Source organism: Streptomyces sp. NPDC045846 (assembly GCF_056431605.1).
Map to the genome: position 1 here is coordinate 661,410 of NZ_JBWKKJ010000001.1, position 26,385 is coordinate 687,794.

A 26,385-nucleotide genomic window follows, 5' to 3' on the forward strand; every position below is an offset into this window, starting at 1 on the left:
ATGGCCATGCCGCTTCGTCAGTCCATCAGGGTCGGGACCTATCTTTTTGAACAGAAGCTGCGCAAGCGTGACAAGTTCCCGCTGATCGTCGAGTTGGAACCGCTGTTCGCCTGCAACCTGAAATGCGAGGGCTGCGGAAAGATCCAGCATCCGGCCGGGATCCTGAAGCAGCGCATGCCGGTGGCCCAGGCCGTCGGGGCGGTGCTGGAGTCCGGTGCGCCGATGGTCTCCATCGCGGGCGGCGAGCCCCTGATGCACCCTCAGATCGACGAGATCGTGCGGCAGTTGGTGGCGAAGAGGAAGTACGTCTTCCTCTGCACCAACGCGCTGCTGATGCGCAAGAAGCTGGAGAATTTCACGCCCTCGCCGTACTTCGCCTTCGCCGTGCACATCGACGGGCTGCGCGAGCGGCACGACGAGTCGGTGGCGAAGGAGGGCGTGTTCGACGAGGCGGTGGAGGCGATCAAGGAGGCCAAGCGCCGCGGCTTCCGGGTCACCACCAACTCGACCTTCTTCAACACCGACACCCCGCAGACCATCATCGAGGTGCTCAACTTCCTCAACGACGACCTCAAGGTCGACGAGATGATGATCTCGCCCGCGTACGCCTACGAGAAGGCACCGGACCAGGAGCACTTCCTGGGCGTCGAGCAGACGCGCGAGCTGTTCAAGAAGGCGTTCGCCGGCGGCAACCGCGCCCGCTGGCGGCTCAACCACTCACCGCTCTTCCTGGACTTCCTGGAGGGCAAGGCCGACTTCCCGTGCACGGCGTGGGCGATCCCCAACTACTCGCTCTTCGGCTGGCAGCGCCCCTGCTACCTGATGAGCGACGGGTACGTGCCGACGTACCGGGAGCTGGTCGAGGAGACCGACTGGGACAAGTACGGCCGCGGCAAGGACGAGCGGTGCGCGAACTGCATGGCGCACTGCGGCTACGAGCCGACCGCCGTGCTCGCGACCATGGGGTCGCTGAAGGAGTCGATCAGGGCGGTCCGCGAGACCGTCCAGGGAAACCGCGGGTGACGTGATGAGCCTCGGAGAGCCGGTCTCCCTGGGGCTCCCCGCGCTGCCGGCCCGGCCGCTCGCGGTGCGCCGCACCTCAAGGCGTATCCAGGTCGGGTCGGTGGCGGTCGGCGGGGACGCACCCGTTTCGGTGCAGTCCATGACCACGACGCGGACGTCGGACATTGGTGCGACGTTGCAGCAGATCGCCGAGTTGACGGCGTCGGGCTGTCAGATCGTGCGGGTGGCGTGTCCGACGCAGGACGACGCGGACGCGTTGGCGACGATCGCGCGGAAGTCGCAGATCCCGGTGATCGCGGACATTCACTTCCAGCCGAAGTACGTGTTCGCGGCGATCGACGCGGGGTGTGCGGCGGTGCGGGTGAATCCGGGCAACATCAAGCAGTTCGACGACAAGGTCAGGGAGATCGCGCTCGCGGCGAAGGACGCGGGGACGCCGATCCGGATCGGTGTGAACGCGGGTTCGCTGGATGCGCGGCTGCTGAGGAAGTACGGGAAGGCGACGCCGGAGGCTCTGGTGGAGTCGGCGCTGTGGGAGGCGTCGCTGTTCGAGGAGCACGGGTTCAGGGACATCAAGATCTCGGTGAAGCACAACGACCCGGTGGTGATGGTGAATGCCTACCGTCAGCTGGCGGCGCAGTGCGACTATCCGCTGCATCTGGGGGTGACCGAGGCGGGTCCCGCGTTCCAGGGCACGATCAAGTCGGCGGTCGCGTTCGGTGCGCTGCTGGCGGAGGGTATCGGTGACACGATCCGGGTCTCGCTGTCGGCTCCGCCGGCGGAGGAGATCAAGGTGGGTATCCAGATCCTGGAGTCGCTGAATCTGCGGCAGCGTCGTCTGGAGATCGTGTCGTGTCCGTCGTGCGGTCGGGCTCAGGTGGATGTCTACAAGCTTGCCGAGGAGGTCACGGCCGGTCTTGAGGGCATGGAGGTGCCGTTGCGGGTCGCGGTGATGGGCTGTGTGGTGAACGGTCCGGGCGAGGCGCGTGAGGCGGATCTGGGTGTGGCGTCGGGCAACGGCAAGGGTCAGATCTTCGTGAAGGGCGAGGTCATCAAGACGGTGCCGGAGTCGAAGATCGTGGAGACGCTGATCGACGAGGCGATGAAGATCGCCGAGCGGATGGAGAAGGACGGCATCGCGTCGGGGCGGCCCGACGTCGCCGTGTGCTGAGGACGAGCGTGATGGTGGGCTGAACAGGATCAGAAAGAGGGGGCCCGAGCATGACGATCTTGGAGAACATCCGGGGGCCGCAGGACCTGCAAGTGCTGGACCAGGCGGAACTGGGTGAACTGGCCCAGGAGATAAGGGAGTTCCTGATCCCCGCGGTGGCGCGGACCGGGGGGCATCTGGGGCCCAATCTGGGGGTGGTCGAGCTCTCCATCGCGCTGCACCGGGCCTTCGACTCGCCGGTCGACCGCATCCTGTGGGACACCGGGCACCAGAGCTACGTACACAAACTGCTCACCGGACGGCAGGACTTCTCGAAGCTGCGCACCAAAGGCGGCCTGTCCGGATATCCCTCCCGTGCCGAGTCCGAGCACGACGTCATCGAGAACTCGCACGCCTCCACCGTGCTGGGCTGGGCGGACGGGCTCGCCAAGGCCAACGAGGTCCTCGGCCGGGACGGCCACGTCGTCGCCGTGATCGGGGACGGCGCGCTCACCGGCGGCATGGCCTGGGAGGCGCTCAACAACATCGCCGCCGCCCGGGACCGCCCGCTCATCATCGTCGTCAACGACAACGAGCGCTCCTACGGCCCGACCATCGGCGGGCTCGCCAACCACCTGGCCACCCTGCGCACCACCGACGGCTACGAGCGGATCCTCGCGTGGGGCAAGGAGGTGCTCCAGCACACCCCCGTCGTGGGGCAGCCGCTGTACGAGTCGCTGCACGGCGCGAAGAAGGGCTTCAAGGACGCGTTCGCCCCGCAGGGCATGTTCGAGGACCTCGGCCTGAAGTACGTCGGTCCGATCGACGGGCACGACACCGAGGCCGTCGAGTCGGCGCTGCGGCGGGCGAAGCGCTTTCACGGACCGGTCCTGGTGCACTGCCTGACCGAGAAGGGCCGCGGCTACCAGGCCGCCCTGGACGACGAGGCCGACCGCTTCCACACGGTCGGCGCGATGAACCCGCTGACCTGCGAACCCCTGACCCCCTCAAACGGGCCTTCCTGGACGGCCGTGTTCGGCGAGGAGCTCGCCCAGCTGGGCGCGGAGCGCCACGACATCGTCGCCATCACCGCCGCGATGCTGCACCCGACGGGCCTGAGCCGGTTCGCCGAACGCTTCCCGGACCGGGTGTGGGACGTCGGCATCGCCGAGCAGCACGCGGTGGTGTCCGCGGCCGGGCTCGCCACCGGTGGTCTGCACCCCGTCGTCGCCGTGTACGCGACCTTCCTCAACCGGGCCTTCGACCAGGTCCTGATGGATGTCGCGCTGCACCGGTGCGGGGTGACGTTCGTCCTCGACCGGGCCGGGGTCACCGGCGTCGACGGCCCCTCCCACAACGGCATGTGGGACCTGTCCGTGCTCCAGGTCGTCCCCGGCCTCCGGATCGCCGCGCCGCGCGACGCGGGGCAGCTGCGGGCCCAGCTGCGCGAGGCCGTGGACGTGGCCGACGCGCCGACGGTGCTGCGCTTCCCCAAGGAGTCCGTCGGCCCCGACATCGCGGCCGTCGCCCGGATCGGCGGCATGGACGTGCTGCGTCGGGACGGCTGCGCCGATGTGCTGCTCGTGGCGGTCGGCGTGCTCGCGCCGGTCTGCCTCCAGGCCGCCGACCTGCTCGCCGGGCGCGGCATCGGGTGCACGGTCGTCGACCCGCGCTGGGTCAAACCCGTCGACGAGCAGCTCGCCCCGCTGGCCGCCGGGCACCGCCTGGTCGCCGTCGTCGAGGACAACGTCCGTACCGGCGGCGTCGGTGGGGCCGTGGGGCAGGCCCTGCGGGATGCCGGGGTCGATGTGCCGTTGCGGAACTTCGGCATCCCCGAGCAGTTCCTCGCGCACGCCAAGCGCGGCGAGGTGCTCGCCGACATCGGGCTCACCCCGGTGGAGGTCGCGGGACGGATCGGCGCCGCTCTCGCGGCCACGGAGGAAGCCGCCGCGGCGGCCGAGAAGGGGAACGACACATGAGCGACGGCGAGCCGAAGGGCCTCGCGGCACCGGCCCCCAAGGCCCCGGGGGCCAAGGGATTCGACCTGGCGGGGCTCCTCGCCGAGCGCGGGGCCGAACGCTACGAACTGCATGCCAGATACCTCAACCACCAGCTGCCGCGGATGCTGCACACCATCGGCTTCGACAAGGTCTACGAGCGGGCCGAGGGCGCCTACTTCTGGGACTCCGAGGGCAACGACTACCTCGACATGCTCGCGGGCTTCGGGGTGATGGGCCTCGGCCGCCACCACCCCGTCGTCCGCAAGGCCCTGCACGACGTCCTGGACGCCTCGCTCGCGGACCTGACCCGCTTCGACTGCCAGCCGCTGCCCGGGCTGCTCGCCGAGAGGCTCCTGGCGCACAGCCCGCACCTGGACCGCGTGTTCTTCGGCAACAGCGGCACCGAGGCCGTCGAGACCGCTCTCAAGTTCGCCCGGTACGCCACCGGCAAGCCGCGCGTCCTGTACTGCGCGCACGCCTTCCACGGCCTGACGACCGGCTCGCTCTCGGTCAACGGCGAGTCCGGCTTCCGCGACGGCTTCGCCCCGCTGCTGCCCGACACTGCGGTGCCCCTCGGCGATCCGGCCGCGCTGGAAAGGGAGTTGAAGCGCGGCGACGTGGCGGCTCTCATCGTCGAGCCGATCCAGGGCAAGGGCGTGCACGAGGCCCCGCCCGGCTATCTGCTCGCCGCGCAGGAGCTGTTGCACCGGCACAAGGCGCTCTTGATCGCCGACGAGGTGCAGACGGGCCTCGGCCGCACCGGCGACTTCTACGCCTACCAGCACGACGCGGGCGTGGAGCCGGACCTGGTGTGCGTCGCGAAAGCGCTCTCAGGCGGCTATGTGCCGGTCGGCGCCACCCTCGGCAAGGAGTGGATCTTCAAGAAGGTCTACTCGTCGATGGACCGGGTGCTGGTCCACTCGGCGAGCTTCGGCTCCAACGCCCAGGCGATGGCGGCCGGGCTCGCCGTGCTCTCGGTCATGGAGGACGAGGGCGTCGTGGAGAACGCCCGCGCCACGGGCGACCTGCTGCGCACCCGGCTCGCCGCCCTGACCGACCGCTACGAGCTCCTCTGCGACGTGCGCGGGCGCGGGCTCATGATCGGCATCGAGTTCGGCCGGCCGTCCTCGCTGAAGCTGCGCGGTCGCTGGAGCATGCTCCAGGCGGCGCGCAAGGGCCTCTTCGCGCAGATGGTCGTCGTGCCGTTGCTCCAGAAGCACCGCATCCTCACCCAGGTCTCCGGCGACCACCTGGAAGTGATCAAGCTGATTCCGCCGTTGACCATCACCGAGCGCGAGGTCGACCGGTTCGTCGATGCGTTCACCGCCGTCATGGACGACGCGCACGGCGGGGGCGGGCTCATGTGGGACTTCGGCCGGACCCTGGTGAAACAGGCGGTCGCCAACCGGTAACCGGGCCGTTTTGCCTCAGAGGCAAAAATTTTGCCTCTGAGGCAATGGCCTGCCTGAATGGAGTGCATGAGCACTCCTGCCGACGATGTCGCGGCGCTCCCGGGCGTCGCCTCGCGGCTGCGCGAACTGCGCCGCCGCCGCGGTCTCACCCTGGAGGCCGCCGCGCAGCGGGCCGGCCTCTCGCCCGCACACCTCTCCCGGCTGGAGACGGGGGCCCGGCAGCCCTCGCTGCCGATGCTGCTCGCCCTCGCCCGCATCTACGGTACGACGGTCTCGGAGCTGCTCGGCGAGATGCCTCCCGAGCGCGAGCCCGTCATCCGGGCCGGCCGCGCCGCACCGCGCGAGGCCGACGGCTGGACCTATCACCAGACCGGCGGCCCGGGCCGGGCCATGCAGGCGCTGCGCGTCGAGGTCCCGTACGGCACCCAGCGCGAGCTCGTCCGTGTCCACCCCGGCGAGGAGTGGCTCTACGTCCTGACCGGGCGGCTGCGGCTCAGCCTCGGGGACGCCACCCACGAACTCGACCCCGGGGACAGCGCGCACTTCGACTCGCTCACCCCGCACCGGATCTCCGCCGCCTCGCACGGCGGAGCCGAGTTCCTCTTCGTGCACACCCTGTTGCAGAGCCCCGATCCGCATCCGTTCCACCCGCACAGCTGAGAGGACGGGACAGACATGTCCGAGCACGAGAGCGCGCCCGCCGCGGCGAGGCCCCGGAAGAACATCGAGGAGACCGCGGAGACCAAGTTCCCGAGGGGTCTGGTCGTGCGGCTCTTCGCCTACCTCATCGCCGGGCACATCTTCGCGGGCTTCCTCTACCTGCTCTTCGAGGTGGGCGGGAAGTAGCCCCCCAGCGGCTCAGACGGCGCCGTCCAGGAGCTGCTCGCGCAGCCGCTCGCGGGTCCCGTCGCTGAGCCCGAGGCCCTGCGCCAGGTATCGGTCGGTGGTTCCCCAGGTGTCCTCGATGGTCTCGAAGGCCGCGTGCAGATACTCGGCGCGGGCGTCGAAGAGGGGGCTGAGGAGCTCCATCACCTCGGCGGACATGGCGTCCGGCGAGGTGCTGGAGCGGCGCACCTTGTAGCGGCGGTGCGGGTCGTTGGACTTGAGGTAGTCCGCCTCGATGGCGTCCCGCTCGACGCCGACCGCGAGCAGCGCCACCGCGATGGCAAGACCGGCCCGGTCCTTGCCCGCCGCGCAGTGCATCAGCGCGGGCACGCTGTCCTCGGCGAGCGCGTGCAGCACCCGGCTGTGCTCGGCGGTGCGCTGCGTGATGATCTCGCGGTACACGGTGATCATCCGGTCCGCCGCCCGGCCTCCGGAGAGGGCGGAGCGAAGATCGTCGAGGTCGCCGTCGCGGACCATCTTCCAGAACTCGGCCCCGTCGGCCGGGTCCGTCATCGGGATGTTGACGTTGCGCACGCCCGGCAGCGCGACGTCCGGCCCCTCCAGCTTCTGGTCGCCGGCGTTGCGGAAGTCGAAGACCGTGTGCAGCCCGAGCGTGGCCAGGAAGGCCGCGTCCGCCTCGGTGGCGTGCGCCAGGTGGCCGCTGCGAAAGAGCCGCCCGCCGCGCACCCGCAGACCGTCCGTGGTCGACAACCCGCCCACGTCACGGAAGTTGCGCACCCCCGCGAGCTCGGGCTCTGTCACGGGGACCTGCGGAATCTGCTGGGTCACGGGGACTCCTGACGTCGATCCTGGGGGCGCGTCGTGCGCGTCTGTCGACGATACGACATGCGTTCCTGGGGCAACCTTCTTCGTCGCCGCACAGCCGTTGCCCCCGGAGGCCCGTCACCCCGATCCTGTGCGTACGTGTGCGGATATGGGGGTCGGGATGATTGAGACCGGTGACAACGGACGGCTTTGGGTGCTCTCCGGGCGGACCAGCAGTTACGCGCTGCACCTCACGGAGCGGGACGAACTGCTGCATCTGCACTGGGGTCCGCGGATCACCGTCGCCGACGCGGCAGCCCTGGCGCGGGAACCGCTGGCCCCCCACTGGCCCTTCGAGTCCCGCACGGACGGACTGGAGGAGTACCCGGTGGAGGGCGGGCCCCGCTTCGCGCGCCCCGCGCTCTCGGTGCGTGCCGGGGAGGCGCGCGGCACCGCCTGGGCCTTCACGGGCCCGGACCTCGACGGCGACGAACTGCGGCTGCGCTTCACCGACCCCGTCAACGGACTCGCGCTCACCCTGCACTACCGGATGCGGGACGACTTCGACGTGGTGGAGCGCTGGGTGACCGCCACCCACCAAGGGGCGGACGGCGCACTGGAGTTGCTGCGCGCGGACGCCGCGACCTGGACGCTGCCCCGGCGCGACGGCTGGCGCCTCTCCCAGCTGCACGGCCGCTGGGCCGCCGAGTCCCGGCTCGTACGCGGTGACCTCACCCCTGGCGAGAAGGTGCTCGGCAGCCGGCGCGGGCACACCGGACACCAGCACCTGCCCTGGGTCGCGCTGGACGCCGACGGCGCGGGCGAGGAGAGCGGGGAGGTGTACGGGTGCGCGCTGGGCTGGTCGGGGTCGTGGCGCATCGCCGTACACCAGCTGCCCGACGGCCGGGTGCAGATCAACGGCGGCGCCGGGCACGACGATTCGGGCCTGCTGCTGCTCGCGCCGGGCGAGGCGTACACCTCGCCCGTGTTCGCCGCGCTGTGGAGCGACGGAGGGTTCGGCGGGGCGAGCCGTCAGTGGCACGCCTGGCAGCTGGCCCACGTGATCCCGCGGGCCGGGCGGCCGCGGCCGGTGCTCTACAACTCCTGGGAGGCCACCCTCTTCGACATCTCCGAGGACCAGCAGCGGGCCCTCGCCGAGCGTGCGGCCGAGCTGGGCGCGGAACTGTTCGTGGTCGACGACGGCTGGTTCGGTGCCCGCACCCACGACGCCGCCGGGCTCGGCGACTGGACCCCCAACCCCACCAGATTCCCAGGGGGGTTGAAGCCACTGGCGGACGAAGTCCACGGCTTGGGCATGCAGTTCGGCATCTGGGTCGAGCCCGAGATGGTCAACCCGGACAGCGACCTCTACCGCGCCCATCCCGACTGGGTGCAGTTCCAGCCCGGCCGCGACCGCACCGAGTTCCGCAACCAGCTCGTCCTGAACCTCGCCCGCCGGGACGTACAGGAGTACGTGTGGGAGCAGTTGGACGGGCTGTTGACGAGCGCCCCCGTCGACTACGTCAAGTGGGACTTCAATCGCTGCTTCACGGACGCGGGCTGGCCGGGGGAGCCGTATCCGCAGAAGCTGTGGGTCGAGCATGTGCACGCGTTCTACGCCCTGGTGGACCGGTTGCGCGCCGCCCACCCGCACGTCGCCTTCGAGTCCTGCTCGGGCGGCGGCGGCCGCATCGACCTCGGCGTGCTGTCCCGCACCGACCAGGTGTGGACCTCCGACAACACCGACCCGCTGGACCGGCTCGCCATCCAGCACGGCTTCAGCCAGCTCCACCCGGCCCGGGTGATGGCCGCCTGGGTCACCGACAGCCCCAACACCCAGCTCAACGGGCGGGTCAGCAGCCTCCGCTTCCGCTTCGTGAGCGCCATGGCCGGGGTGCTCGGGGTCGGCGGCGACCTGACCCGCTGGAGCCCGGCCGAACTCGCCGAGGCGCGCGACTGGGTGGCGCTCTACAAGGAGATCCGGCCGGTCGTGCAGCTCGGCGCCCAGTACCGGCTGCGGCCACCGGACGGCGGGCTGAGCGCGGTCCAGTACACGCGGGGCGGCGACACCGTCGTCCTGGCCTGGCTCCAGGCCCAGCACCACGGGGAGGCGCCGCCCGCCGTCCGGCTGCGCGGCCTGGACGCCACCGCCTCCTACACGTGCCTGGACACCGGCGCCGTGTACAGCGGAGCCGTGCTGTGCCACCGGGGGCTCGTGACCGGGCTGCGCGGGGATCTGGACGCGGCCGTGTTCCGGCTGCGCAGGACGTGAGAGCGCTCTTCCTGGTGAGGCTGCCGCGCGCGGTGGGCGGGCCCGCGGCGACCGCGCGGCGGCGGCCGTGTCCCGGCGGCTCCTATCGCTCCCGGCCGGCGCGTTGGCAAGGGTCTCGGCCACTTCGGCCGGATCTCTTCACCGGTCCGCCACGCACGGCGTGAGTGCGCACGGACTCGATAGAAAGCCTTTGCCATGGGGCTCCTGTCAACTCGTGGGGCCCGTAGGTACGTTCGTGACTGCCCCCACTGTCCGTGGTGGCACTCTCCGAACGTCAATTTGTCATGCACTCGACGTTTCTTCGCGCCCTGTCCGTCCCGGGCCAGGGCGCTCCCCCCATGGAGGAAGAACGTGCAACCCATACGAACCTCCCGGTTCGGACCGCGATCCGGCACCGCCTCCGCGCTGGTGTCCCTGCTCGCGCTCGTCAGCGGCGGTCTGATCGCGGCGACCCCCACGGCCGCGGCCCAGCAGCCCGCCGAACCGTCGTCCAACGTCCGGCAGTTGTGCGCCACCCAGGCCAGGCCCGGCACCATGCACTGCCTCGCGCTGGAGCGTACGGACGTCAAGCAGCACAGAGGCCTCACCGTCGACGCCGCCCCCTCCGGCTTCGGCCCCGCGGACCTCCAGAAGGCGTACAACCTGCCGTCCGGCGCGGGCTCCGGGGCCACGGTGGCGATCGTGGACGCGCAGGACGACCCGAACGCCGAGTCCGACCTCGCGACCTACCGCTCGCAGTACGGACTGCCCGCCTGCACCACCGCCAACGGCTGCTTCAGGAAGGCCGACCAGGACGGCGGCGCCAACTACCCGAAGGCGGACGCCGGTTGGGCCGGTGAGATCTCGCTCGACGTCGACATGGTCAGCGCCGTCTGCCCGCAGTGCCACATCCTGCTCGTCGAGGCGAAGTCCGCGAACATGGCCGACCTGGGCGCCGCGGTGAACCGCGCGGTCGCCATGGGCGCCAAGTACGTCTCCAACAGCTACGGCGGCGGCGAGGACTCCACCGACGCGGCCGCCGACAGCAAGTACTTCAACCACCCGGGCGTCGCCATCACCGTCTCCTCCGGTGACAGCGGCTACGGCGTCGAGTACCCGGCCGCCTCCCCGTACGTGACCGCCGTCGGCGGCACCTCGCTGAAGAAGGACAACAGCACCCGCGGCTGGTCCGAGTCGGTCTGGGGCACCAGCGCCGGCGGTGACGGCGCAGGTTCCGGCTGCTCGGCCGGCGAGCCCAAGCCGTCCTGGCAGAAGGACAGCGGCTGCGCGAAGCGGGCGGTCGCCGACGTCTCCGCGGTCGCGGACCCGGCCACCGGCCTCGCGGTGTACGACAGTTACCAGGCCAGCGGCTGGAACGTCTACGGCGGCACCAGCGCATCCTCGCCCATCATCGCGGGCGTCTACGCGCTGGCCGGCACGCCCGGCGCGGGCTCCGCTCCCGCCTCGTTCCCCTACGCCCACGCCTCCGCCCTGAACGACGTCACCTCCGGCGCCAACGGCAACTGCGGCACCTACCTGTGCAAGGCGGGTTCCGGCTACGACGGCCCGACCGGCCTCGGCACCCCGAACGGCACGGCGGCCTTCACCGGCTGAACCGGTCCGAGGGGGGCCACCACACCCGGTGGCCCCCTTCGGGCACGTCCGGCCGCCCGCTCACGGCAGCCACCGCACCGCCGACACCTCGCGCACATGGACGAGTACGTCGAAGGCCTCGGGGAGCGAGGCGACGGCCAGGTACCCCGCCGCGTCGCGGGACGGGTCGTAGACGCCGCTGATGACACGGGCCTTGGCCGGGCCCTGCCAGCGGGCACGGACCGCGTCGAGGCGCAGGTCGAGCCAGTGGGCGGGCATGTCCACCTCGCCGAGCCGCGCGTCGATCAGGTCGCCGGAGGGCTCGGGCACGGCGACGGTACCGAGACGGCCGTGGTGGAAGCCGATCGCCGCGGACACGTAGCCGCTCCCGAACCGTTCGCGCAGCAGGCCGCCGACGGTCGGCTGCGGACCCCGCTCGGGCGCCATGCCGAGGACCGTCTCGCTCGCGGCTGTGTGGGCGATGCCGTCCCAATAGACCACGCGCGCTCCCGTCCGGCGGTGGAAGGAGGCGATGACGTCGGCCCACTCCTCGGCCTCGCCCGCGTAACTGCCCCGCCCGGCCACGCTGCGCTCGTGGAAGTCGACGATCAGGCGCATCCGGGCCAGGGCGTCGTGCCGTACGTCGTCGTCCCGTTCGCCGGGCAGCGAGCGCAGGAGCGAGAGCGCGTCGCGGGCGTGCTCGGCGAAGGGGCGCCCGGGGTGCGTTCCCCGGGCGCGCTGTACGTGCTCGTCGGTCTGGTGGGCGGTCGAGATCGGGTCCAGATGGGACGCCAGCTCCGCCAGCCGCTCGGGCGCCGCCTCGCGGACGAGGTCCCGTACGGCGTCGTAGTCCTCGGGCCCGGCCTGCGCGGGCTTCACCCCGAAGACCCGTACCGGGTCGAGCGGGTGGTCCTGGTTGAACTCCCGGATCCACTCGAGGGACGCCGCCAACTCCTCGGTGCGCTGCGGGCGCCAGGCGTGGCGGAGCGCGGCGGCGGCCGAGCCTCCGCCGCCCCGCACATAGCGGTCGAGCTCCGCGCCGACACCCGCGCTGTCCTGCACGGCGAGCGCCCGGAACCCGTGGCGCCGGACCAGGCGGCGGAAGAGCTGGTCGCGTATGCCGTACGTCTCCCGGGAGAACCGCGTGGACTCGCCGATGCCGACGATCACGGCCGCCGGGGCGAGCCGCGCGGCGAGCTCGTCGAGGGCGGCCCCGGAGAGCGGGCCGGTGTCGGGGACGGGTGCGGGGGAGAGGGCGGGGGCGGGGAGAGGCGCGGTGTCGTTGTCCATGCCGCTACCCTCGGACCTGAAGTCCGCTTGAGGTCAAGCCCTCGGGCGCCGCGGGCTTCCGCGGGGTGAACAGCCGAGCGCCTCCGGCCAGTTGTGCCAGTGCCTCCGGCCTATTCCCGCCCGGAGGAAACTGACCGGGTGGTCTATATCACCCACCGTCAACCCCTCCCTACGGTGGCGTAGGTCACTTGCCGGGGTGGAGGATAAGCCCTCGTGGCAGACGATTCGAGATCATTCAGCAGCGGCACGTTCGGGTCGTACACGGCGATCGGCGACAGCTTCACGGAGGGTGTCGGCGACCCCGGCCCGGACGGGGCGTTCGTCGGGTGGGCGGACCGGTTCGCCGTGCTCCTCGCGGACCAGCGGCCGGAGGGGTCCTTCCGCTACGCCAACCTCGCCGTCCGGGGCAAGCTCCTCGACCAGATCGTCGAGGACCAGGTGCCCAGGGCCAAGGAGCTCGCGCCGGACCTCGTGAGTTTCTGCGCGGGCGGCAACGACATCATCCGGCCCGGCACGGACCCCGACGAGGTGGCCGAGCGCTTCGAGCGGGCCGTCGTCGACCTGAAGTCGGCGGTCGGCACCGTCATGGTGACCACGGGCTTCGACACCCGGGGCGTCACGCTGCTCCGCCATCTGCGCGGGAAGATCGCGACGTACAACGGGCACGTGCGGGCCATCGCGGACCGCTACGACTGCCCGGTGCTCGACCTCTGGTCGCTGAAGTCCGTCCAGGACCGGCGCGCCTGGGACGACGACCGGCTGCACCTGTCCGCCGAGGGGCACACCCGGGTCGCGCTGCGCGCCGCCCAGGTGCTCGGGCTCGACATTCCGGCGGACCCGGACCAGCCGTGGCCCCCGCTGCCGCCGCGGGGCACCCTGGAGGTGCGGCGCGACGACATCCACTGGGCGCGGGAGTACCTGGTGCCGTGGATCGGTCGGCGGCTGCGCGGCGAGTCGTCGGGCGACGCGGTCTCGGCCAAGCGCCCCGACCTGCTGCCTCTCTGACGGACCAGCAGGCCTGACAGGCCGTCACCGGGCGGCGCTGTCAGGCCCGTTGGGTCATGTCCGTCAGCCGGCCAGCACCTTCGCCTCGGTCTCCGGGTCGAGGCCCACCTGCGGGCGGTCGGGGCGCTGCGGCGCGGCGCCGCCGATCGAGCGGAGCCAGGCCCAGGTGTCGGCGACGGTCTCCTCCACGGGACGGCACCGCAGACCGGTCGCGACCGCCTTCGCCACCACCGAGCCGTGGATCTTGTCGTGCAGCTCGCCCGGCGGAAGCCACACCGGCAGCTGCTGCCACGGCTGGATGCCGGCCGCCAGGATCGGCTCGGGATCGGTCCAGCGCAGCACGGCGCGGTCGCCGGTGACCCGCACGCACGCTTCGAGGAGCGCGCCCATGGTGGCGTGCCCCGGCTCGCTCGCGAGGTTGTACGGGCCGCTGAGGCCGTCCCTCGCTGCGTCCAGGATCCACTCCGCGAGGTCGCGGCAGTCGATGTACTGGATCCCCAGATCGCGCGGGCCCGGCGCGAGCATGTCACCGCCGCGCTCGGCGCGGGTCAGCCACCAGGGCAGCCGGCCTATGTTCTCCCAGGGGCCGAGGATCAGGCCCGCGCGCACCAACAGCGTCCGGTCCGCGCCGAATTCGCGGACGGCGGCCAGTTCGCCGCCGCGCTTGGCCTGCGGGTAGTCCACCTCGCCCGCCTCGTCGGCGGAGCCGTCCACCAGCGGTGCGTCCTCCCCGGCGCCGGGGAGAGCCGTCTCGGGGTACACCGAGCGGCTCGACACGTACACGTACCGGCCGGCCCGCCCGGCGAGCAGGCGGGCCGCGTCGCGGACGGCGGCCGGAGCGTGCGACCAGGTGTCGACCACCACGTCCCACGCGCCGTCCGCGAGCGCCGCGAGCCCTTCCTCGGCGGTGCGGTCGCCGTGCAGCGACGCCACCCCCGCCGGTGGCTCGTGCCGCCCCCGGTGAAAGACCGTCACCTCGTGTCCGCGCGCCAGTGCCGCTTCCGTCACGGCGCGGCCCACGAACTCCGTTCCACCCAGCATCAGCAGTCTCATGCTCGCCACTGTGCCCCCGGTGCGGCCGGTTCGGAACAGGTGCTTGCTGTGGGCGTAATCGCGGGGCCCGTGCGATGCGTGGCCCCGCCCGCGTCCACCGCTCGGTCGGCCGAGCGGTGGACGGGCCTCACACCAGTTCGGGCTGGAGCTCCGGCTGCCGTGCCGGGACGGCCTTGGGCTCCCACACCCGGGTGGTGCGCACGAAGCCGTAGATCACCGACACCATGGCGAGCACCAGAAGGGGACCGAACAACCACGGATGTCCGGCCATCTCCACCGACAGATAGCGGTAGGACACCAGGAGCGCGGTGAACACCGCCGTGCCGTAGGCGACCAGCCGCATTCCCGAACGGTCCCAGCCGCGGGCGAGCGACCGCAGCGCCGCCTCGATCGTCAGCGCGAAAACGACTCCGGCGATGATGTCGGCGCCGTAGTGATAGCCGAATCCCAGCGTCGCGCCGAGCGTGGCGATCAGCCAGAACGCACCGGCTATCTGCAGAATTCTGGGGCCCTTGCGGGAATGGATGAAAATGGTGGTGGCCCACGCCGTGTGCAGACTCGGCATGCAGTTGCGCGGGGTGAATTCGTCGAACGCCATGTGGTGCGGCGCCCCGCTCGGTACCGGGGTGTTCGGCCACAGGTCGGCCACCGCCCAGTGCCCGCCGTCGGCGCCGTACGCGAAGATCGGTCCGACCACCGGGAAGATCATGTAGATGGCCGGGCCAAGGAGTCCGATCACCAAGAACGTGCGCACCAGGTGATGGGCCGGGAAACGCCGCTCGGTCGAGACGTTCCGCAGCTGGTACAGCGCGACGATGACCGCGGCCACGGCGAGCTGGATGTAGACGTAGTCCAGCACGTGCGCACCCACCGAGCCGGTGGCCTTGACGATGCGGCCCGCGATCCAGGAGGGGTTGCCCAGCGCGTGATCGGCGGTCGCCACGTACTGGTCGAGCACCGCAGGACGGGTCTTGGAGGTGATGAGCAGCCAGGTGTCGCCGGTCTTGCGCCCGGCCACCAGGAGCAGGCCGAGGCCGACGCCCTTCAGGAGCAGGATGCGTTCCCGTCCGGTGCGGCGTGTGACGGCGAGGACGGCGCAGCCGAGGATCACCCACAGGGCACCGTTGCCGAACATCATCTTGGCGTCGACGGCCCAGCGCACGAAGAAGAAGACGACGTCGATACCGACCGCGCAGCCGATCGCGATGAACCGTTCTCGCCAGGTGAGCACCACCATCATCAACGCCATGCTGGCGTACAGGAGCGGCCCGGACTTGGGGGCGAATATCACCTCTTTCGCCTGGTTGGTGATCGGCCCTGGCAGGCCGTAATGGCGCGCGGCGATCTCCAGCGCGACGAGGAATCCGAGGGCCACCACGGATACCGTGGCCCACAGCATCACCCTCGGCTGGCGCCATGCGATGGGGGGTCTGCTATTTATTCGCGTTATCAATTGTTTGGCCGATGTGGTAGACGTCGATTAACGGGTCACTCTTCGTGCTCGATGGCATCGTTTCCGGTGAAGGGGCGGGTCGATGAGTCCGATCATGTTATCCGAGGCGGCGGGTGGGATCTCGACGCTCGGGCATGCCGGACGGCCGCCCGGCGCGCGATTTCGGTGACCAGCCGCGCAGCGGTGCGTCACCGGCTGGTCACCGCGGCGTGATCGACGCGGGTCGAGTTCCCCGGCGCGCGTGGCCAAGGGCGGCGCGCGGGCGGCGCGTTCAGCGGGCGGTGGTCAACGCGGCGCGCTCCACGCCCAGTTCACGGCGAGCAGTTCACGGCGAGCGCGTCCTGCGCCCACTCCGGCATCGCGGCAGGTGACGGCGGACCGGGATACGGGATCATCCGCACGGCCGGTCCGTCGGGGAGCGCGGTCGGCTTCCGTCGGGCCAGGGGTCGCCCGCCACCCGGGCGTGCAGGTGCTCGTCGTGCCAGCCGTCCGCGTGCAGCAGCGCGCTGCGCAGCGTGCCCTCCAGGGCGAACCCGGCGCGCTGGGCCACCCGGCACGAGGCCGGATTGGCCACCGAGTGCGTGATCCTCAGCCGGTGCAGGCCGAGTTCTTCCAGCGCCCACCGGCTGAGCCGCAAGGTGGCGTCGAGTGCCGCGCCGCCTCCGCGCCCGGCCGGGAGCAGCCAGTACAGGAACTCCGCACTGCCGCCCCGCAGATCGAGATCGCCGAGCCCTATCAGGCCCACGGCCTGGTCGTCGTCGCGCCGCGAGATCGCCCAGATCGCCGAGGCCTCCTCGGTCCAGCGCTGACCCCAGCGGGCGATCTTCTCGCGGGCCGTGGCGAGCGTCAGCTGCTCGACGCGGTTCCACTGCACGATCGCCGGATCCAGGCACGCAGCCACCAGAACGTTCGCGTCGGACTCGCGCCAGGGGCGCAGCTCCCGGCCGCCGGGCAGGACGAACGAGGGCTGCGGTCGCCGGGCCATCCGGCCGGGGGCGACCACGGGAGGTATCGGAGTGATCATCCCCGCATCATGGCAGGAGCCGCCGGGCGGCGGTGCCGGGGAATCCGGACGCCCCGATCCGCGTTCCACGGCCATGACGGCATTCGACGCACCTCAGGAAGCCCTGCTGAAACTGGTCGCCGAGCACGACGGCGGTGTGCTCGTCACGCTGAAGCGGGACGGGCGGCCCCAGCTCTCCAATGTGAACCACGCCTACTACCCGGCGGAGGGCGTCATCAAGGTGTCGCTCACCGACGACCGGGCCAAGACCAGGAACCTGCGCCGCGATCCCCGCGCCAGTTACCACGTGACCAGCGACGACCGCTGGGCGTGGACCGTCGCCGAGGGCACCGCCGATCTCACCCCGGTCGCCGCCGACCCGCACGACGAGACGGTCGAGGAGCTCATCTCCCTCTACCGCGACGTGCGCGGCGAGCACCCCGACTGGGACGAGTACCGCGCGGTCATGGTCCGCGACCGGCGCCTCGTGCTGCGGCTGCGCGTGGAGCGGGCGTACGGCCAGCCCCGCCGGGGCGGCTCCTGAACCACCCCTCTCAGCCACGGTTGCCCCAGCACAAAACGGTGCGGTCGTACGGGACGCACATAATGGAAATACCCCGAGCCCCAGGAGGTGCCGTGACCGGCGCTGGTTCTCTGCTTCCCCTCCGTTCCAGACTCCGCGAACTGCGGCCCGACGCGTTCGGCGCCGATCCGGCGGGGGAGCGGATGGCCCGGATCCGCCGCTCGCCGAACTTCGCGGACGGCGTGTTCCAGAACCCCGAGGGCGCCCGGACCCGGCCCTCGGGCTCCACCCTGGAGTTCGCCAAGCAGTTCTTCGCGAAGGAGCAGCGGGCCCGCCGCGCCCCCACCGGCACCATCCCGGTCCACCCCACCACCCTCGCGGACATCGCGAAGCCCCCGGCCACCGGGCTGCGGCTCACCTGGATGGGGCATTCGAGCGTGCTCGCCGAGATCGACGGACGCCGGGTGCTCTTCGACCCGGTGTGGGGCGAGCGCTGCTCTCCCTTCGCGTTCGCCGGGCCCAAGCGGTTGCACCCCGTGCCGCTGCCGCTGGCCGCCCTCGGCCCGGTCGATGTCGTGGTGATCTCCCACGACCACTACGACCACCTCGATCTGCCGACGATCCGCGCCCTGGCCGGAACCGGCACGGTGTTCGCGGTCCCGCTCGGTGTCGGCGCCCACCTGGAGCACTGGGGCGTGCCCGTCGACCGGATCCACGAGCTCGACTGGAACGAGTCCGTCAAGGTCGCGGGGATCACCCTCACCGCGACCCCGGCCCGCCACTTCTGCGGCCGGGGCCTGCGCAACCAGCAGCACACGCTCTGGGCGTCCTGGGCCGTGACCGGACCCGAGCACCGGATCTTCCACAGCGGTGACACGGGGTACTTCGGTGGCTTCAAGGACATCGGCGCGGAGCACGGGCCGTTCGACGCCACCATGATCCAGATCGGCGCCTACAGCGAGTTCTGGCCCCAGAACCACACGAGCCGCACACCGCTGCCCGGCCCCTGGCCCGACATCCACATGTCCCCGGCCCAGGGCATGCGGGCCCACCTCGACCTCCAGGGGGGCGCCGCCGGCGGTGTGATGCTGCCCATCCACTGGGGCACCTTCAACCTGGCCCCGCACGCATGGGCCGAGCCCGGCGAGTGGACGCTGGACGCGGCGGAGGAGGTGGGCCAGGCGGTGGCGACCCCCCGGCCCGGCGAGCCCTTCGAGCCCACGGGAACGGTGCCGACCGACCCCTGGTGGCGGGCGGTCTCGGCGCCGATCGCACACCCCTGGCGCAGCCCCGACCGCGTACTCACCGCGCGTACCACCACACCCGAGGCCGACCTCGACCTCGTCGGGGACAGGTGAGGCCGGACACGGCCCGCGATCTCCGCACGGGGGCCGCGGCACGAGGGGGGCATGCGGACGCGACCCGTGCTCGTATACGACGGGGACTGCGCGTTCTGCACGTCGTGCGTGACGTTCATCGAACGGCGCATCCGCCCCCGCTGCGACACCACCCCGTGGCAGTTCGCCGACCTGGATTCGCTGGGCGTCACCCGCCGGCGGGCCGAGTACGAGCTGCTGTGGGTCGTGCCGAACGGGGTGGTGCACGGAGGCGCGCGGGCCGTCGCCAAGCTCCTGTTGAACGCGGGCGGGGCGCGGGCCGTGGCGGGAGCGCTGCTCACCCTGCCACCCTTGCGCTGGATCGCCCGCGGTGTCTACCGGCTCGTCGCCGACAACCGTGAACGGATGCCCGGGGGCACCCCGGCCTGCGCCGTGCCGGTGGACCGCCGGCCCGAAGGGCCAAAACACGCTTCCTGACCGGGAGTTGACCGCGCGCCCGGGGCTTCCCGGGCGCGCTCGTCGCCGATCAGGTCCGGTAGCGGTAGAGGATCCGGCCGCGGGTCAGGTCATACGGGCTGAGCTCCACGAGTACGCGGTCGAACGGGAGGATCTTGATGTAGTTCTTCCGGATCTTCCCGCTGATGTGCGCGAGTACGTGGTGGCCGTTGTGCAGTTCCACCTTGAAGGTGGCGTTGCGCAGGCATTCGAGGACGGTGCCCTCGACTTCCAGGCCGTTCGCCGTTCTTGCCAATGCGGTGTGCCTTTCGATTCGGTGAGGTGAGGGGGGTCGGCCGCTCCGGCCGGTCGTTTCGACGGGTGCGCGGGTCTCAGCGGCGCACCAGTTCCAGGTAGCCGGTCGATCGCCGGGCGCCGAGGCCCTCGAAGAGCGCGCTCGCCGCGGCGTTGGATTCGTCCACCTCGGCCCAGGCGGAGGTGATCCCGTCCCGGTGCAGCGCGCCCAACGCGTGGGCCAGCAGGGCCCGCCCGATGCCGTGCCCGCGCTGATCGGCCCGTACCGCGAGCAGCCCGATCCGGGCCCGGCGCCGTACCGGCACGACCCGGACCAGGCCGGCGTACTCCCCGTCCCGGACCGCCGTCGCGTACTTCGACGGGTCCACCAAGGTGCACCCGGCCGGGCGGGGCAGTACTTCGGCCGGCATGGTGTGCCAGCCGACGGTGGCCCCGACCTCCTCGCGGATCGCGCGGTCCAACGAGCGCAGCCGTTTCTCGTCCGCCTCCCCGGCCGCCAGGATCGTCACACCCGCAGGGGGGTGCGCCGCGCCCAGCCCGGTTTCGCGTGGGTCGGTGGGCAGGACGTACTCCCGCTCGCGTCGTGCGAGCGTGAAGCCGAGCCGCTCCCAACTCGCCTTCAGATCATGGTCCAACTCGCCGACCACGGTGTGGAGCGGTTGAGGGAGCTCCGTCAGCATCACGGTGGCGAGCTGGTCGAAGACCGCGTCCTGCCAGACGTCGATGCTGACGAAGAGCCGCCCGTCGGGCCGGTGCGAGACGTCGCCCTGGCCCACGACCTTGCGGTCGGCCACGGCTTCCCATTGTGTCTCCGCGACGCGTGTGATCACAGTGTTCATAGGTGTTCGCCTTTCAGGAGTGCCTTGATGAGAGGCGCTCCGCACGACACCTGGATCAGTCGCACACCGTGACGGAAAGGGGGAGCACCCACCTCGATACAGCGTTCATGGGTCTCACCTCCTCCAGCAGAGTCACGGGCAACTGCAAGCTACGCGCTGGGCCGCCGGGCCGTCCAACCCTTTTCCCTGCCCATGATCAGGGCGAGGTGGAAGCGGCACCCGGCCCGCCTCTCACCGCACCAACTCGACGCCCGGGGCAGCCCGATGAGGTCCTGCCGTTCAGGCGCCGCGAACGTCCGCGACGGCCGCCGGGGCCACCGTCCCAACCCCCGCAAGGCCCTCCGCGCGAAGCCACCTGAACAGGGAAAACGCAACTTCGACAACGCCCGCGGAGGCGGTTACCTTCACCTGGACTTCGGCGGCCGCCCACCGCGGCACCGGGTGCTTTCCGGCAGTGCCGCCCGCGACGGGATGCGTGGGTCGCGCCCCGCGCATCCGCGGGGACCGCCGAACCGGGTCCCATCAGGCACACCCACCAGGGAGAGACGCATGCCCCCTCTTGCTCTGTACACCTTCGGCGTCCTGAAGTCACCTCTCGCCGATCCCGCACCGGTGACCCGTGCGTTCCACGACAGTGCCGGGCCCATCTACCAGAAGATCGCCCAGCACCCCGGCCACCTCGGTCACGCGGAAGCGGTGAACACCGACCGGCGCACCTACTTCGACTCGGACTGGGGGGCGTGGGGCGAGTTCGCCGTGCCGAGCTGGTACGGCAAGGGCCACACGCTCGAAACCACCGCCCTGGCCGCGTCCCTCTCGCTCTGGACCGACCAGGACTCCGCCTTCGACGCCATCTACACCGGCCTGCACCGCGAGGCGCTGAACAGGAGGTACGACTGGTTCGAGAGGTCAGGGCGTCCGAGTCACGTGTTCTGGTGGGTCTCCGAGGGCGCGATACCCACCTGGCAGGAGGGGGTGTCCCGGCTGGAGCACCTCCACGACCACGGCCCCGCGCGCCACGCCTTCACCTTCCACCACTCCTTCGCCCCCGACGGAACTCCGGCCAGGACCAGGGGCATCGGGCCGAAGAGCGGCCAGGTCCTCTGACGAGGAGGCCCTTTTCGAACGCCCGGCCCCTTCTCGCCGTTCGGCCCTGTCCTCGTCCGTGATCCGTCGGGCCGGGCCCGGCGGCCCGAAAAGCACTGGAACGGCGCGGTCGTGCGCCACTACCGTGCTGCCGGACCGAGCCACCCAGCGAAGGACGTGCCGTTGTACACCCTGTGAGACCCCCCGAGTGCTGAATCGTCGCGCGTCGCGCCTGTGCGCCGCGCTCCTTTTTGCTGCGGACTTCTCACTGAAACCGGTGTACTCCTGTGCTCACGACCTGGGTGGTCGCACCCACCTGCCTGCCCCTCGTTCTGCGCCGCTGCCACGCGTGCGCGTCCGAACGCTTCCGGGCCGACGGCAAATTCCGCGTCAACGCCCACCACAAGCTCCTCGACGCCTGGCTCCTCGTGCTGTGCACGGGCTGCGGGGAGACCGCCAAGCTGACGCTCCTGGAGCGGACGCACGTGCGCTCCGTACGGCCCGAGCTGCTGGACCGGCTGCACGCCAACGACCTCGCCCTGACCGCCCAGTTCCTCCAGGATCCGGCCGTGCTGCGCCGCAACCGCGTCGCGCTCGACTGGGACAACGCCTGGCGCCTCGACACCGGCGGAACGGACCGCCCGGACCAGGAAAGGGATCCTTCCTGGGCCGGTGGAGCCGAGGACCAGGGGGCGCTCGACGTCTCCGTCCGCTTCGCGGCGCGGATACCCGTCCGGCCGGTGCGGCTGATCGCCGACGGGTGCGCGCTGCCGCGGGCGGAGGTCGAGCGGCTGATCGCGCAGGGGAGGATCGTGTCGGCGGTCCGGCTGGGCGGCAAACTCTCCGGCGACTTCACGTTCACGCTCAAACGCTGAGCACTCCGTCGCCCCGGGGCCTGTCCGGCGAGCACCTCCGGACAGGCCCCGCGCGAGGGGTCCGCGCTCAAGTACCGTGCAGCGGGCTCTGGTTGACGGAGGCAGGGGTCGACTCCTCGTCGTCCGAGCGCGGCCTGGTTCCCGGGCCCCTGGCCGCCACCAGGTACTGCTTGCGGCGCGGCCGCAGCCTCAGGTGGCCTGCGCGTGCTCCTCCTCGTGCAGGTCGACGCGGCGGGCGTACGGCGGTGAGCGCATCACGCTGTCGAAGACGCCCGCGAGGGACACCAGCGTCCAGAACCCGGGGCTGACGTGGGGGGAAGGCGAGCCCGTCGGCCGCTCCGAGCGAACCGCCGATCATGAACATGCGGTCGGCCGGGCGGCCGGAAGGGAAGATGTGCGGGTAGAGGGAGGAACGGAAGACATGGAACACGAAGGTGCCCGTGTGGTGGCCGATCTGGGCCGGGAACTCGCGGCGGCGTCCCTGCACACGGGCGGCGCCCTGTGGCGGCTCGCCGAGAGCGGACGGGGCCTGGACGCGAACCTGCTGCGACTGCCGCCGGGCCGCACCATCGCCGAGCACACGGACCATCGGCTGGACGTCCTGCTGGTCGTCCTCGAAGGCGGCGGCGAACTCCGTACGGGCAGCGGCACCCAGGAGTTGCGCCCGATCCGCGCGCTCTGGCTGCCCAAGGGCTCCCGCCGCTCGCTCGCGGCCGGGGTCGACGGGATGGGGTACCTCTCCGTCCACGTGCGCAGGCCGGGGCTCACCATCGGCGGGCCGCCCGCGGACGAGGGCGGCGAGGCGGCCTGCCTCCTCGGGCAGGTGTGTCCCGCATGCGGCAGGCTCGCCACCGAGCGCGCGGCACGGTTCTGCTGGAGCTGCGGCACGGCATTGGACGACTGACGCGAGCGCGGCGCGGCCGGGACCCCCTCGGGCCGCACCGCTCCGGCCGCGCCGCCATGCACAGCGGGCCGGGGCCGTGCGGGGGAGTTGCACGTCTGTTCACGCCAACGGGTGAATCGGGGAATGGATGTCCGGGCCGCCTCCGCCCGGTGCGGTGTGCTGGAGGGCACGACATGCCGTGACGGGACCTTGGGGGAGTGCATGGGTGTCTTCGTGCTGTGCGCCTGGCTGTTGACCGCCGCTCTGGGCGGCTACCTGGGCACCGTGTGGATCCGCCACGGCGGTCTCGGGCAGCGCGCTCCCGGCGTTACGCGGCTCCCGCTCTGGCTGATCGGCGGGCACGTGGTGTTCGCCGTCGCGGGGCTAGCCGCCTGGAGCGGATACCTCCTGGGCGGCCTGCGCGGCCTGGCCTGGGCCGCGTGCGCGGGCGTCCTGGTGGTGGCCGCGTTCGGCTTCACGATGCTGCTGCGCTGGCTGCCCAGCTCCGGACGCCACTCCCAGGGCAGCACCACGGCGGAGCGCCACTTCCCCATCGCCGCCGTCGTGGCCCACGGCATGAGCGCGGGAGCCACGGTGCTCCTGGTGCTCCTCGTGGTGGTCCGGCAGCTGTGAGGGAGGGTGTGCGGTCGGGTCAACTGACCGGTAGGCAGGGTGTGTTCACCCGGCCCCACCCCTCCGGGGCCGAGGGCCGGGTCCCGCCCCGGACCGGCCGAGGATGCGCCGGAGCCACCGCGAGCGGGCTTCGTCGGCGTCCTGGCTGAGGGCGGCCCGGGGCGCGATCGTGTCGAAGCCGTGGAAGGCCCCGGGCCACACGTGCAGCTCGGCCTCGCCACCGGCCCGCCAGATCGCCTGGGCATAGGCCACGTCCTCGTCGCGGAAGGTCTCGGCCGAGCCGACCTCGATGTAGGCGGGAGGCAGCCCGGCCAGATCCGTGGCGCGGGAGGGGGCGGCGTAGGGCGGCACGTCGTCGGCGCCGTACCGGTCGCCCAACAGGGCCTGCCAGGCAGTCGAGTTGGACGTCCGGTCCCAGGTGTCCAGCCCGGCCATCTGGTGGCTGGAGCCGGTGGTGTCGCGGTCGTCGAGCATCGGGGAGAGGAGCAGCTGTCCGGCCGGTACGGGTCCGCCCCGGTCGCGCGTCAGCAGGGCGAGGGCCGCCGCGAGGCCGCCCCCGGCGCTCTTCCCGCCGACGACGACGCGGTCGGTGTCGATGCCCAGTCGGTCCGCGTGCGCCGCCGCCCAGGTGAGCCCGGCGTAGCAGCTCTCCACCGGTTCGGGGTGGCGCGCCTTCGGGGCCAAGGGGTACTCGACCGAGATCACGGCCAGTTCGAGCGGCAGGGCCCACGCGCGCAGCAGCCGGGGGAGTACGGACCAGGCGTTGCCCATGACCATGCCGCCGCCGTGCAGGTAGTAGAGCAGTGGCAGGTGACCGGCCGCCCCGGCGGGCCGTGCGCTCACCAGCGTGACGTCCCGGCCGCCCGGTGTGCCGGGCACCCGCAGCTCGTCCACCTCGAACCGGCCGCCGTCGCGGAGCTCGTGCACGCTGGGCCGGGGCCGGGCCTCGGCGTCCTGCCGCTGCCGGGCCGCGAGGTTCTCCGGGGTGAACGGCTCGCGCACCCCGTCGCCCAACGCCGCCAGCGCGGCGCCCAGTTCGGGGTCGAACGGAGGCGCCTTCCGGGCCGTCGCGAGGGGGCCGGGCGCCGGGGGCGACTGCTCGCCCCTCATGCCTGGCCGTCCCGCGGGGCGCGTGAGTACCGGCCGGCCCATCCGGCCGGGCGCGGGGAGAAGGAGGGCGCGAGATCCATGCGGCCCAGTCAACCACCCGCGCCGGACACGCCCGTTGGGCGCCCGGCGCCCCGCGGAGGCGGGCCGCCTCCGCGCGGCGACCCCGGTCCCCGTCCGGCCGGAGACCGGATTGCGTGAGCATCGCGTACCGACGGGCCATGGCCGATTCTCCGTGGCGGATGAAGGGTTCTTCCCGCTCCCGGAATACCGAATGATTTCGGAAGGAATGGCTGGTTCAAGCGAGTTGAGGGGCCGTCGATCTCCTCATACGGAAGATTTCATTCAGATCTCCCCCTGAGGGTGACCGTGAGGTACGCTCGCCGTGAGCCCGACGCCGGGCCGAGGGGGTACGCCTTGGATGTGCAGAAGATGTTCGCGCGCATGGCTGATTCTCCCCGTCGGCCTCAGTGAAGCTGGAGCGAGCCCGTGTCACGGGATTCGGACAAAGCCTTACCTCAATAAGGGCGGCGAGTCGGACAACCCGCACTTGAGCCTTCCTCTGGGGCGTCCCGTCCCCGCCCGTGCCGGATCGCGAAGAGCGCAGTGGATCCATCCGATCCAGGAAGAAGTGTGCGAAGCCGGCGGTGCGGGATTCCTCCCGCCACCGTGCTCCCCTTGACCCATATGACCAATGCGGCTCAATGGCGGACCGGCATTCTGGCCTATTCGATCTCGCGGCCGTACTGAGCCCGGCCTCCACAGAGGCCCACCGGCGGCCGCACGGGGGAAGGGGACGCCGTACATGGCTCAGCTCAACGTGCTGATCGCGGACGACCAGGTCGTGACCCGGTCCGGTCTCGTCGCGATGAGCAAGGAGGCGCCGGGACTCGACGTGGTCGGGGTGGCACAGGACATGGCCGGTGTCCTGACGGCGGTCGACTGCGGAAATCCCGACATCATCCTGCTCAATCTGCGCAGCCTGACGGGAGAAAGCCTGCGCCGTCTCGTCCAGCTGATCGGCGCGCACGTATCGATCATCGTTTTGTGGTGCCACGACTCCGCCGTCACGATCCAGGACGCGTTACGGGCCAAGGTCGCCGGATTCATGGATCTGGAGATCCTCCAAGAGGAATTCGCCGGCGTCATCTCCCTGGTCGGCCGCGGCTGCGCCGCCTATCTCCTCCCGAGAGAACGCATCTCCGACATAGGCGAGGGCTGCCCCCTGCCCTTGACGTCGGCGGCGATTTCACAACTCACCTCCCGGGAAAGCGATGTTCTGCGGTTACTGGCCGACGGCATGACGAACAAACAGATCGGATCGTCCCTCCATATCGCGGAGAACACCGTGAAGAAACACGTGCACCGCGTCATGATCAAGTTATCGGCGTCCAGCCGCGTGGAAGCCGCCCTGCTCGTCTCCCGGCTCGGCCCGATGCAGTCGTCTCCCCTAGGCTGAAACGGAGTCG

General features: G+C 71.4%; 25 protein-coding genes. 17 read left to right on the forward strand and 8 right to left on the reverse strand.

Going from position 1 to position 26,385, the window contains the following annotated elements:
• The 6 genes from hpnH to AC07F3_RS02920 all read left to right on the forward strand — a co-directional run bounded on the left by hpnH (nt 1) and on the right by AC07F3_RS02920 (nt 6,431).
• Nucleotides 1-1,023 carry an adenosyl-hopene transferase HpnH gene (hpnH, locus tag AC07F3_RS02895; protein WP_469834495.1) on the forward strand — a complete coding sequence of 341 codons (1,023 nt, stop codon included), beginning with the start codon at nt 1-3 and terminating at the stop codon, nt 1,021-1,023.
• A 4-nt stretch (nt 1,024-1,027) separates the two neighbouring features.
• Entirely contained in the window at nt 1,028-2,194 is a 1,167-nt protein-coding gene (ispG, locus tag AC07F3_RS02900) for a flavodoxin-dependent (E)-4-hydroxy-3-methylbut-2-enyl-diphosphate synthase (protein WP_479109808.1), read from the forward strand.
• A 50-nt stretch (nt 2,195-2,244) separates the two neighbouring features.
• Nucleotides 2,245-4,152 carry a 1-deoxy-D-xylulose-5-phosphate synthase gene (gene dxs, locus AC07F3_RS02905; protein ID WP_479109810.1) on the forward strand — a complete coding sequence of 636 codons (1,908 nt, stop codon included), beginning with the start codon at nt 2,245-2,247 and terminating at the stop codon, nt 4,150-4,152.
• A complete protein-coding gene (locus AC07F3_RS02910; protein ID WP_479109812.1) occupies nt 4,149-5,585 on the forward strand; it encodes an aspartate aminotransferase family protein in 1,437 nt (478 codons plus the stop codon). The genes dxs and AC07F3_RS02910 overlap by 4 nt, the downstream gene beginning before the upstream one ends.
• A 66-nt stretch (nt 5,586-5,651) precedes the next feature.
• A complete protein-coding gene (locus AC07F3_RS02915; RefSeq protein WP_479109814.1) occupies nt 5,652-6,245 on the forward strand; it encodes a helix-turn-helix domain-containing protein in 594 nt (197 codons plus the stop codon).
• Between the two features lie 15 nt (nt 6,246-6,260).
• Entirely contained in the window at nt 6,261-6,431 is a 171-nt protein-coding gene (locus AC07F3_RS02920) for a DUF6126 family protein (RefSeq protein ID WP_479109816.1), read from the forward strand.
• A 12-nt stretch (nt 6,432-6,443) separates the two neighbouring features.
• Here AC07F3_RS02920 and AC07F3_RS02925 read toward each other — a convergent pair whose 3' ends face one another.
• Nucleotides 6,444-7,259 (reverse strand): tyrosine-protein phosphatase, encoded by an 816-nt coding sequence (locus AC07F3_RS02925; protein WP_479109817.1) that lies wholly within the window; start codon nt 7,257-7,259, stop codon nt 6,444-6,446.
• 157 nt (nt 7,260-7,416) lie between these two features.
• On the opposite strand from AC07F3_RS02925, the gene AC07F3_RS02930 reads away from it, so the two are divergent.
• Both AC07F3_RS02930 and AC07F3_RS02935 read left to right on the forward strand, forming a co-directional pair.
• Nucleotides 7,417-9,507 (forward strand): alpha-galactosidase, encoded by a 2,091-nt coding sequence (locus AC07F3_RS02930; protein ID WP_479109819.1) that lies wholly within the window; start codon nt 7,417-7,419, stop codon nt 9,505-9,507.
• Nucleotides 9,508-9,867: 360 nt separating this feature from the next.
• On the forward strand, nt 9,868-11,100 hold the full coding sequence (locus tag AC07F3_RS02935; RefSeq protein WP_479110592.1) for a S53 family peptidase: 1,233 nt from the start codon (nt 9,868-9,870) through the stop codon (nt 11,098-11,100).
• Between the two features lie 60 nt (nt 11,101-11,160).
• On the opposite strand, the gene AC07F3_RS02940 is transcribed toward AC07F3_RS02935, so the two are convergent.
• Complete coding sequence (locus AC07F3_RS02940) at nt 11,161-12,369, reverse strand: erythromycin esterase family protein (protein ID WP_479109821.1); 1,209 nt, start codon at nt 12,367-12,369, stop codon at nt 11,161-11,163.
• Nucleotides 12,370-12,582: 213 nt separating this feature from the next.
• On the opposite strand from AC07F3_RS02940, the gene AC07F3_RS02945 reads away from it, so the two are divergent.
• Complete coding sequence (locus AC07F3_RS02945; RefSeq protein ID WP_479109823.1) at nt 12,583-13,374, forward strand: SGNH/GDSL hydrolase family protein; 792 nt, start codon at nt 12,583-12,585, stop codon at nt 13,372-13,374.
• A 63-nt stretch (nt 13,375-13,437) separates the two neighbouring features.
• On the opposite strand, the gene AC07F3_RS02950 is transcribed toward AC07F3_RS02945, so the two are convergent.
• The 3 genes from AC07F3_RS02950 to AC07F3_RS02960 all read right to left on the reverse strand — a co-directional run bounded on the left by AC07F3_RS02950 (nt 13,438) and on the right by AC07F3_RS02960 (nt 16,904).
• Nucleotides 13,438-14,427: an NAD-dependent epimerase/dehydratase family protein gene (locus AC07F3_RS02950; protein ID WP_479109825.1), complete on the reverse strand. Its 990-nt coding sequence runs from the start codon at nt 14,425-14,427 to the stop codon at nt 13,438-13,440.
• A 127-nt stretch (nt 14,428-14,554) separates the two neighbouring features.
• A complete protein-coding gene (locus AC07F3_RS02955) occupies nt 14,555-15,826 on the reverse strand; it encodes a phosphatase PAP2 family protein (RefSeq protein ID WP_479109827.1) in 1,272 nt (423 codons plus the stop codon).
• Between the two features lie 445 nt (nt 15,827-16,271).
• Nucleotides 16,272-16,904, reverse strand: coding sequence for a GNAT family N-acetyltransferase (locus tag AC07F3_RS02960; protein ID WP_479109829.1), 633 nt, complete (start codon nt 16,902-16,904; stop codon nt 16,272-16,274).
• 73 nt (nt 16,905-16,977) lie between these two features.
• Between AC07F3_RS02960 and AC07F3_RS02965 the strand changes: the two genes are divergently transcribed.
• The 3 genes from AC07F3_RS02965 to AC07F3_RS02975 all read left to right on the forward strand — a co-directional run bounded on the left by AC07F3_RS02965 (nt 16,978) and on the right by AC07F3_RS02975 (nt 19,220).
• The gene (locus AC07F3_RS02965; RefSeq protein ID WP_479109831.1) at nt 16,978-17,427 is read left to right on the forward strand and encodes a PPOX class F420-dependent oxidoreductase; all 450 of its coding nucleotides are present in this window, start codon (nt 16,978-16,980) and stop codon (nt 17,425-17,427) included.
• A gap of 92 nt (nt 17,428-17,519) precedes the next feature.
• A complete protein-coding gene (locus tag AC07F3_RS02970; protein ID WP_479109833.1) occupies nt 17,520-18,764 on the forward strand; it encodes an MBL fold metallo-hydrolase in 1,245 nt (414 codons plus the stop codon).
• A gap of 51 nt (nt 18,765-18,815) precedes the next feature.
• Nucleotides 18,816-19,220: a thiol-disulfide oxidoreductase DCC family protein gene (locus tag AC07F3_RS02975; RefSeq protein ID WP_479109835.1), complete on the forward strand. Its 405-nt coding sequence runs from the start codon at nt 18,816-18,818 to the stop codon at nt 19,218-19,220.
• Between the two features lie 49 nt (nt 19,221-19,269).
• On the opposite strand, the gene infA is transcribed toward AC07F3_RS02975, so the two are convergent.
• Nucleotides 19,270-19,494 (reverse strand): translation initiation factor IF-1, encoded by a 225-nt coding sequence (infA, locus tag AC07F3_RS02980; RefSeq protein ID WP_479109837.1) that lies wholly within the window; start codon nt 19,492-19,494, stop codon nt 19,270-19,272.
• 76 nt (nt 19,495-19,570) lie between these two features.
• On the reverse strand, nt 19,571-20,332 hold the full coding sequence (locus AC07F3_RS02985; protein ID WP_479109839.1) for a GNAT family N-acetyltransferase: 762 nt from the start codon (nt 20,330-20,332) through the stop codon (nt 19,571-19,573).
• A 549-nt stretch (nt 20,333-20,881) separates the two neighbouring features.
• Between AC07F3_RS02985 and AC07F3_RS02990 the strand changes: the two genes are divergently transcribed.
• The 4 genes from AC07F3_RS02990 (at nt 20,882) to AC07F3_RS03005 (ending at nt 23,809) form a co-directional block, all read left to right on the forward strand.
• Entirely contained in the window at nt 20,882-21,439 is a 558-nt protein-coding gene (locus AC07F3_RS02990) for a DUF3291 domain-containing protein (protein ID WP_479109841.1), read from the forward strand.
• A gap of 266 nt (nt 21,440-21,705) precedes the next feature.
• A complete protein-coding gene (locus AC07F3_RS02995; protein ID WP_479109843.1) occupies nt 21,706-22,293 on the forward strand; it encodes a DUF1062 domain-containing protein in 588 nt (195 codons plus the stop codon).
• A 421-nt stretch (nt 22,294-22,714) separates the two neighbouring features.
• The gene (locus AC07F3_RS03000; RefSeq protein WP_479109845.1) at nt 22,715-23,197 is read left to right on the forward strand and encodes a cupin domain-containing protein; all 483 of its coding nucleotides are present in this window, start codon (nt 22,715-22,717) and stop codon (nt 23,195-23,197) included.
• Nucleotides 23,198-23,398: 201 nt separating this feature from the next.
• Nucleotides 23,399-23,809, forward strand: coding sequence for a hypothetical protein (locus AC07F3_RS03005; RefSeq protein WP_479109847.1), 411 nt, complete (start codon nt 23,399-23,401; stop codon nt 23,807-23,809).
• Nucleotides 23,810-23,854: 45 nt separating this feature from the next.
• On the opposite strand, the gene AC07F3_RS03010 is transcribed toward AC07F3_RS03005, so the two are convergent.
• Nucleotides 23,855-24,919, reverse strand: a complete 1,065-nt coding sequence (locus AC07F3_RS03010; RefSeq protein ID WP_479109849.1) for an alpha/beta hydrolase — start codon at nt 24,917-24,919, stop codon at nt 23,855-23,857.
• Nucleotides 24,920-25,721: 802 nt separating this feature from the next.
• Between AC07F3_RS03010 and AC07F3_RS03015 the strand changes: the two genes are divergently transcribed.
• Nucleotides 25,722-26,375, forward strand: a complete 654-nt coding sequence (locus tag AC07F3_RS03015) for a LuxR C-terminal-related transcriptional regulator (RefSeq protein ID WP_479109851.1) — start codon at nt 25,722-25,724, stop codon at nt 26,373-26,375.
• The last annotated feature ends 10 nt before the right edge of the window (nt 26,376-26,385 follow it).

What these genes read in the sequence shown, in the direction of transcription:
- hpnH (WP_469834495.1), top strand. Translation starts at nt 1, where the DNA reads ATGGCCATGCCGCTTCGTCAGTCCATCAGGGTCGGGACCTATCTTTTT.
- ispG (WP_479109808.1), top strand. Translation starts at nt 1,028, where the DNA reads ATGAGCCTCGGAGAGCCGGTCTCCCTGGGGCTCCCCGCGCTGCCGGCC.
- dxs (WP_479109810.1), top strand. Translation starts at nt 2,245, where the DNA reads ATGACGATCTTGGAGAACATCCGGGGGCCGCAGGACCTGCAAGTGCTG.
- AC07F3_RS02910 (WP_479109812.1), top strand. Translation starts at nt 4,149, where the DNA reads ATGAGCGACGGCGAGCCGAAGGGCCTCGCGGCACCGGCCCCCAAGGCC.
- AC07F3_RS02915 (WP_479109814.1), top strand. Translation starts at nt 5,652, where the DNA reads ATGAGCACTCCTGCCGACGATGTCGCGGCGCTCCCGGGCGTCGCCTCG.
- AC07F3_RS02920 (WP_479109816.1), top strand. Translation starts at nt 6,261, where the DNA reads ATGTCCGAGCACGAGAGCGCGCCCGCCGCGGCGAGGCCCCGGAAGAAC.
- AC07F3_RS02930 (WP_479109819.1), top strand. Translation starts at nt 7,417, where the DNA reads ATGATTGAGACCGGTGACAACGGACGGCTTTGGGTGCTCTCCGGGCGG.
- AC07F3_RS02940 (WP_479109821.1), bottom strand. Translation starts at nt 12,369, where the DNA reads ATGGACAACGACACCGCGCCTCTCCCCGCCCCCGCCCTCTCCCCCGCA.
- AC07F3_RS02950 (WP_479109825.1), bottom strand. Translation starts at nt 14,427, where the DNA reads ATGAGACTGCTGATGCTGGGTGGAACGGAGTTCGTGGGCCGCGCCGTG.
- AC07F3_RS02955 (WP_479109827.1), bottom strand. Translation starts at nt 15,826, where the DNA reads ATGCTGTGGGCCACGGTATCCGTGGTGGCCCTCGGATTCCTCGTCGCG.
- AC07F3_RS02960 (WP_479109829.1), bottom strand. Translation starts at nt 16,904, where the DNA reads ATGATCACTCCGATACCTCCCGTGGTCGCCCCCGGCCGGATGGCCCGG.
- AC07F3_RS02965 (WP_479109831.1), top strand. Translation starts at nt 16,978, where the DNA reads ATGACGGCATTCGACGCACCTCAGGAAGCCCTGCTGAAACTGGTCGCC.
- AC07F3_RS02975 (WP_479109835.1), top strand. Translation starts at nt 18,816, where the DNA reads ATGCGGACGCGACCCGTGCTCGTATACGACGGGGACTGCGCGTTCTGC.
- AC07F3_RS02985 (WP_479109839.1), bottom strand. Translation starts at nt 20,332, where the DNA reads ATGAACACTGTGATCACACGCGTCGCGGAGACACAATGGGAAGCCGTG.
- AC07F3_RS02990 (WP_479109841.1), top strand. Translation starts at nt 20,882, where the DNA reads ATGCCCCCTCTTGCTCTGTACACCTTCGGCGTCCTGAAGTCACCTCTC.
- AC07F3_RS03000 (WP_479109845.1), top strand. Translation starts at nt 22,715, where the DNA reads ATGGAACACGAAGGTGCCCGTGTGGTGGCCGATCTGGGCCGGGAACTC.
- AC07F3_RS03005 (WP_479109847.1), top strand. Translation starts at nt 23,399, where the DNA reads ATGGGTGTCTTCGTGCTGTGCGCCTGGCTGTTGACCGCCGCTCTGGGC.
- AC07F3_RS03010 (WP_479109849.1), bottom strand. Translation starts at nt 24,919, where the DNA reads ATGAGGGGCGAGCAGTCGCCCCCGGCGCCCGGCCCCCTCGCGACGGCC.
- AC07F3_RS03015 (WP_479109851.1), top strand. Translation starts at nt 25,722, where the DNA reads ATGGCTCAGCTCAACGTGCTGATCGCGGACGACCAGGTCGTGACCCGG.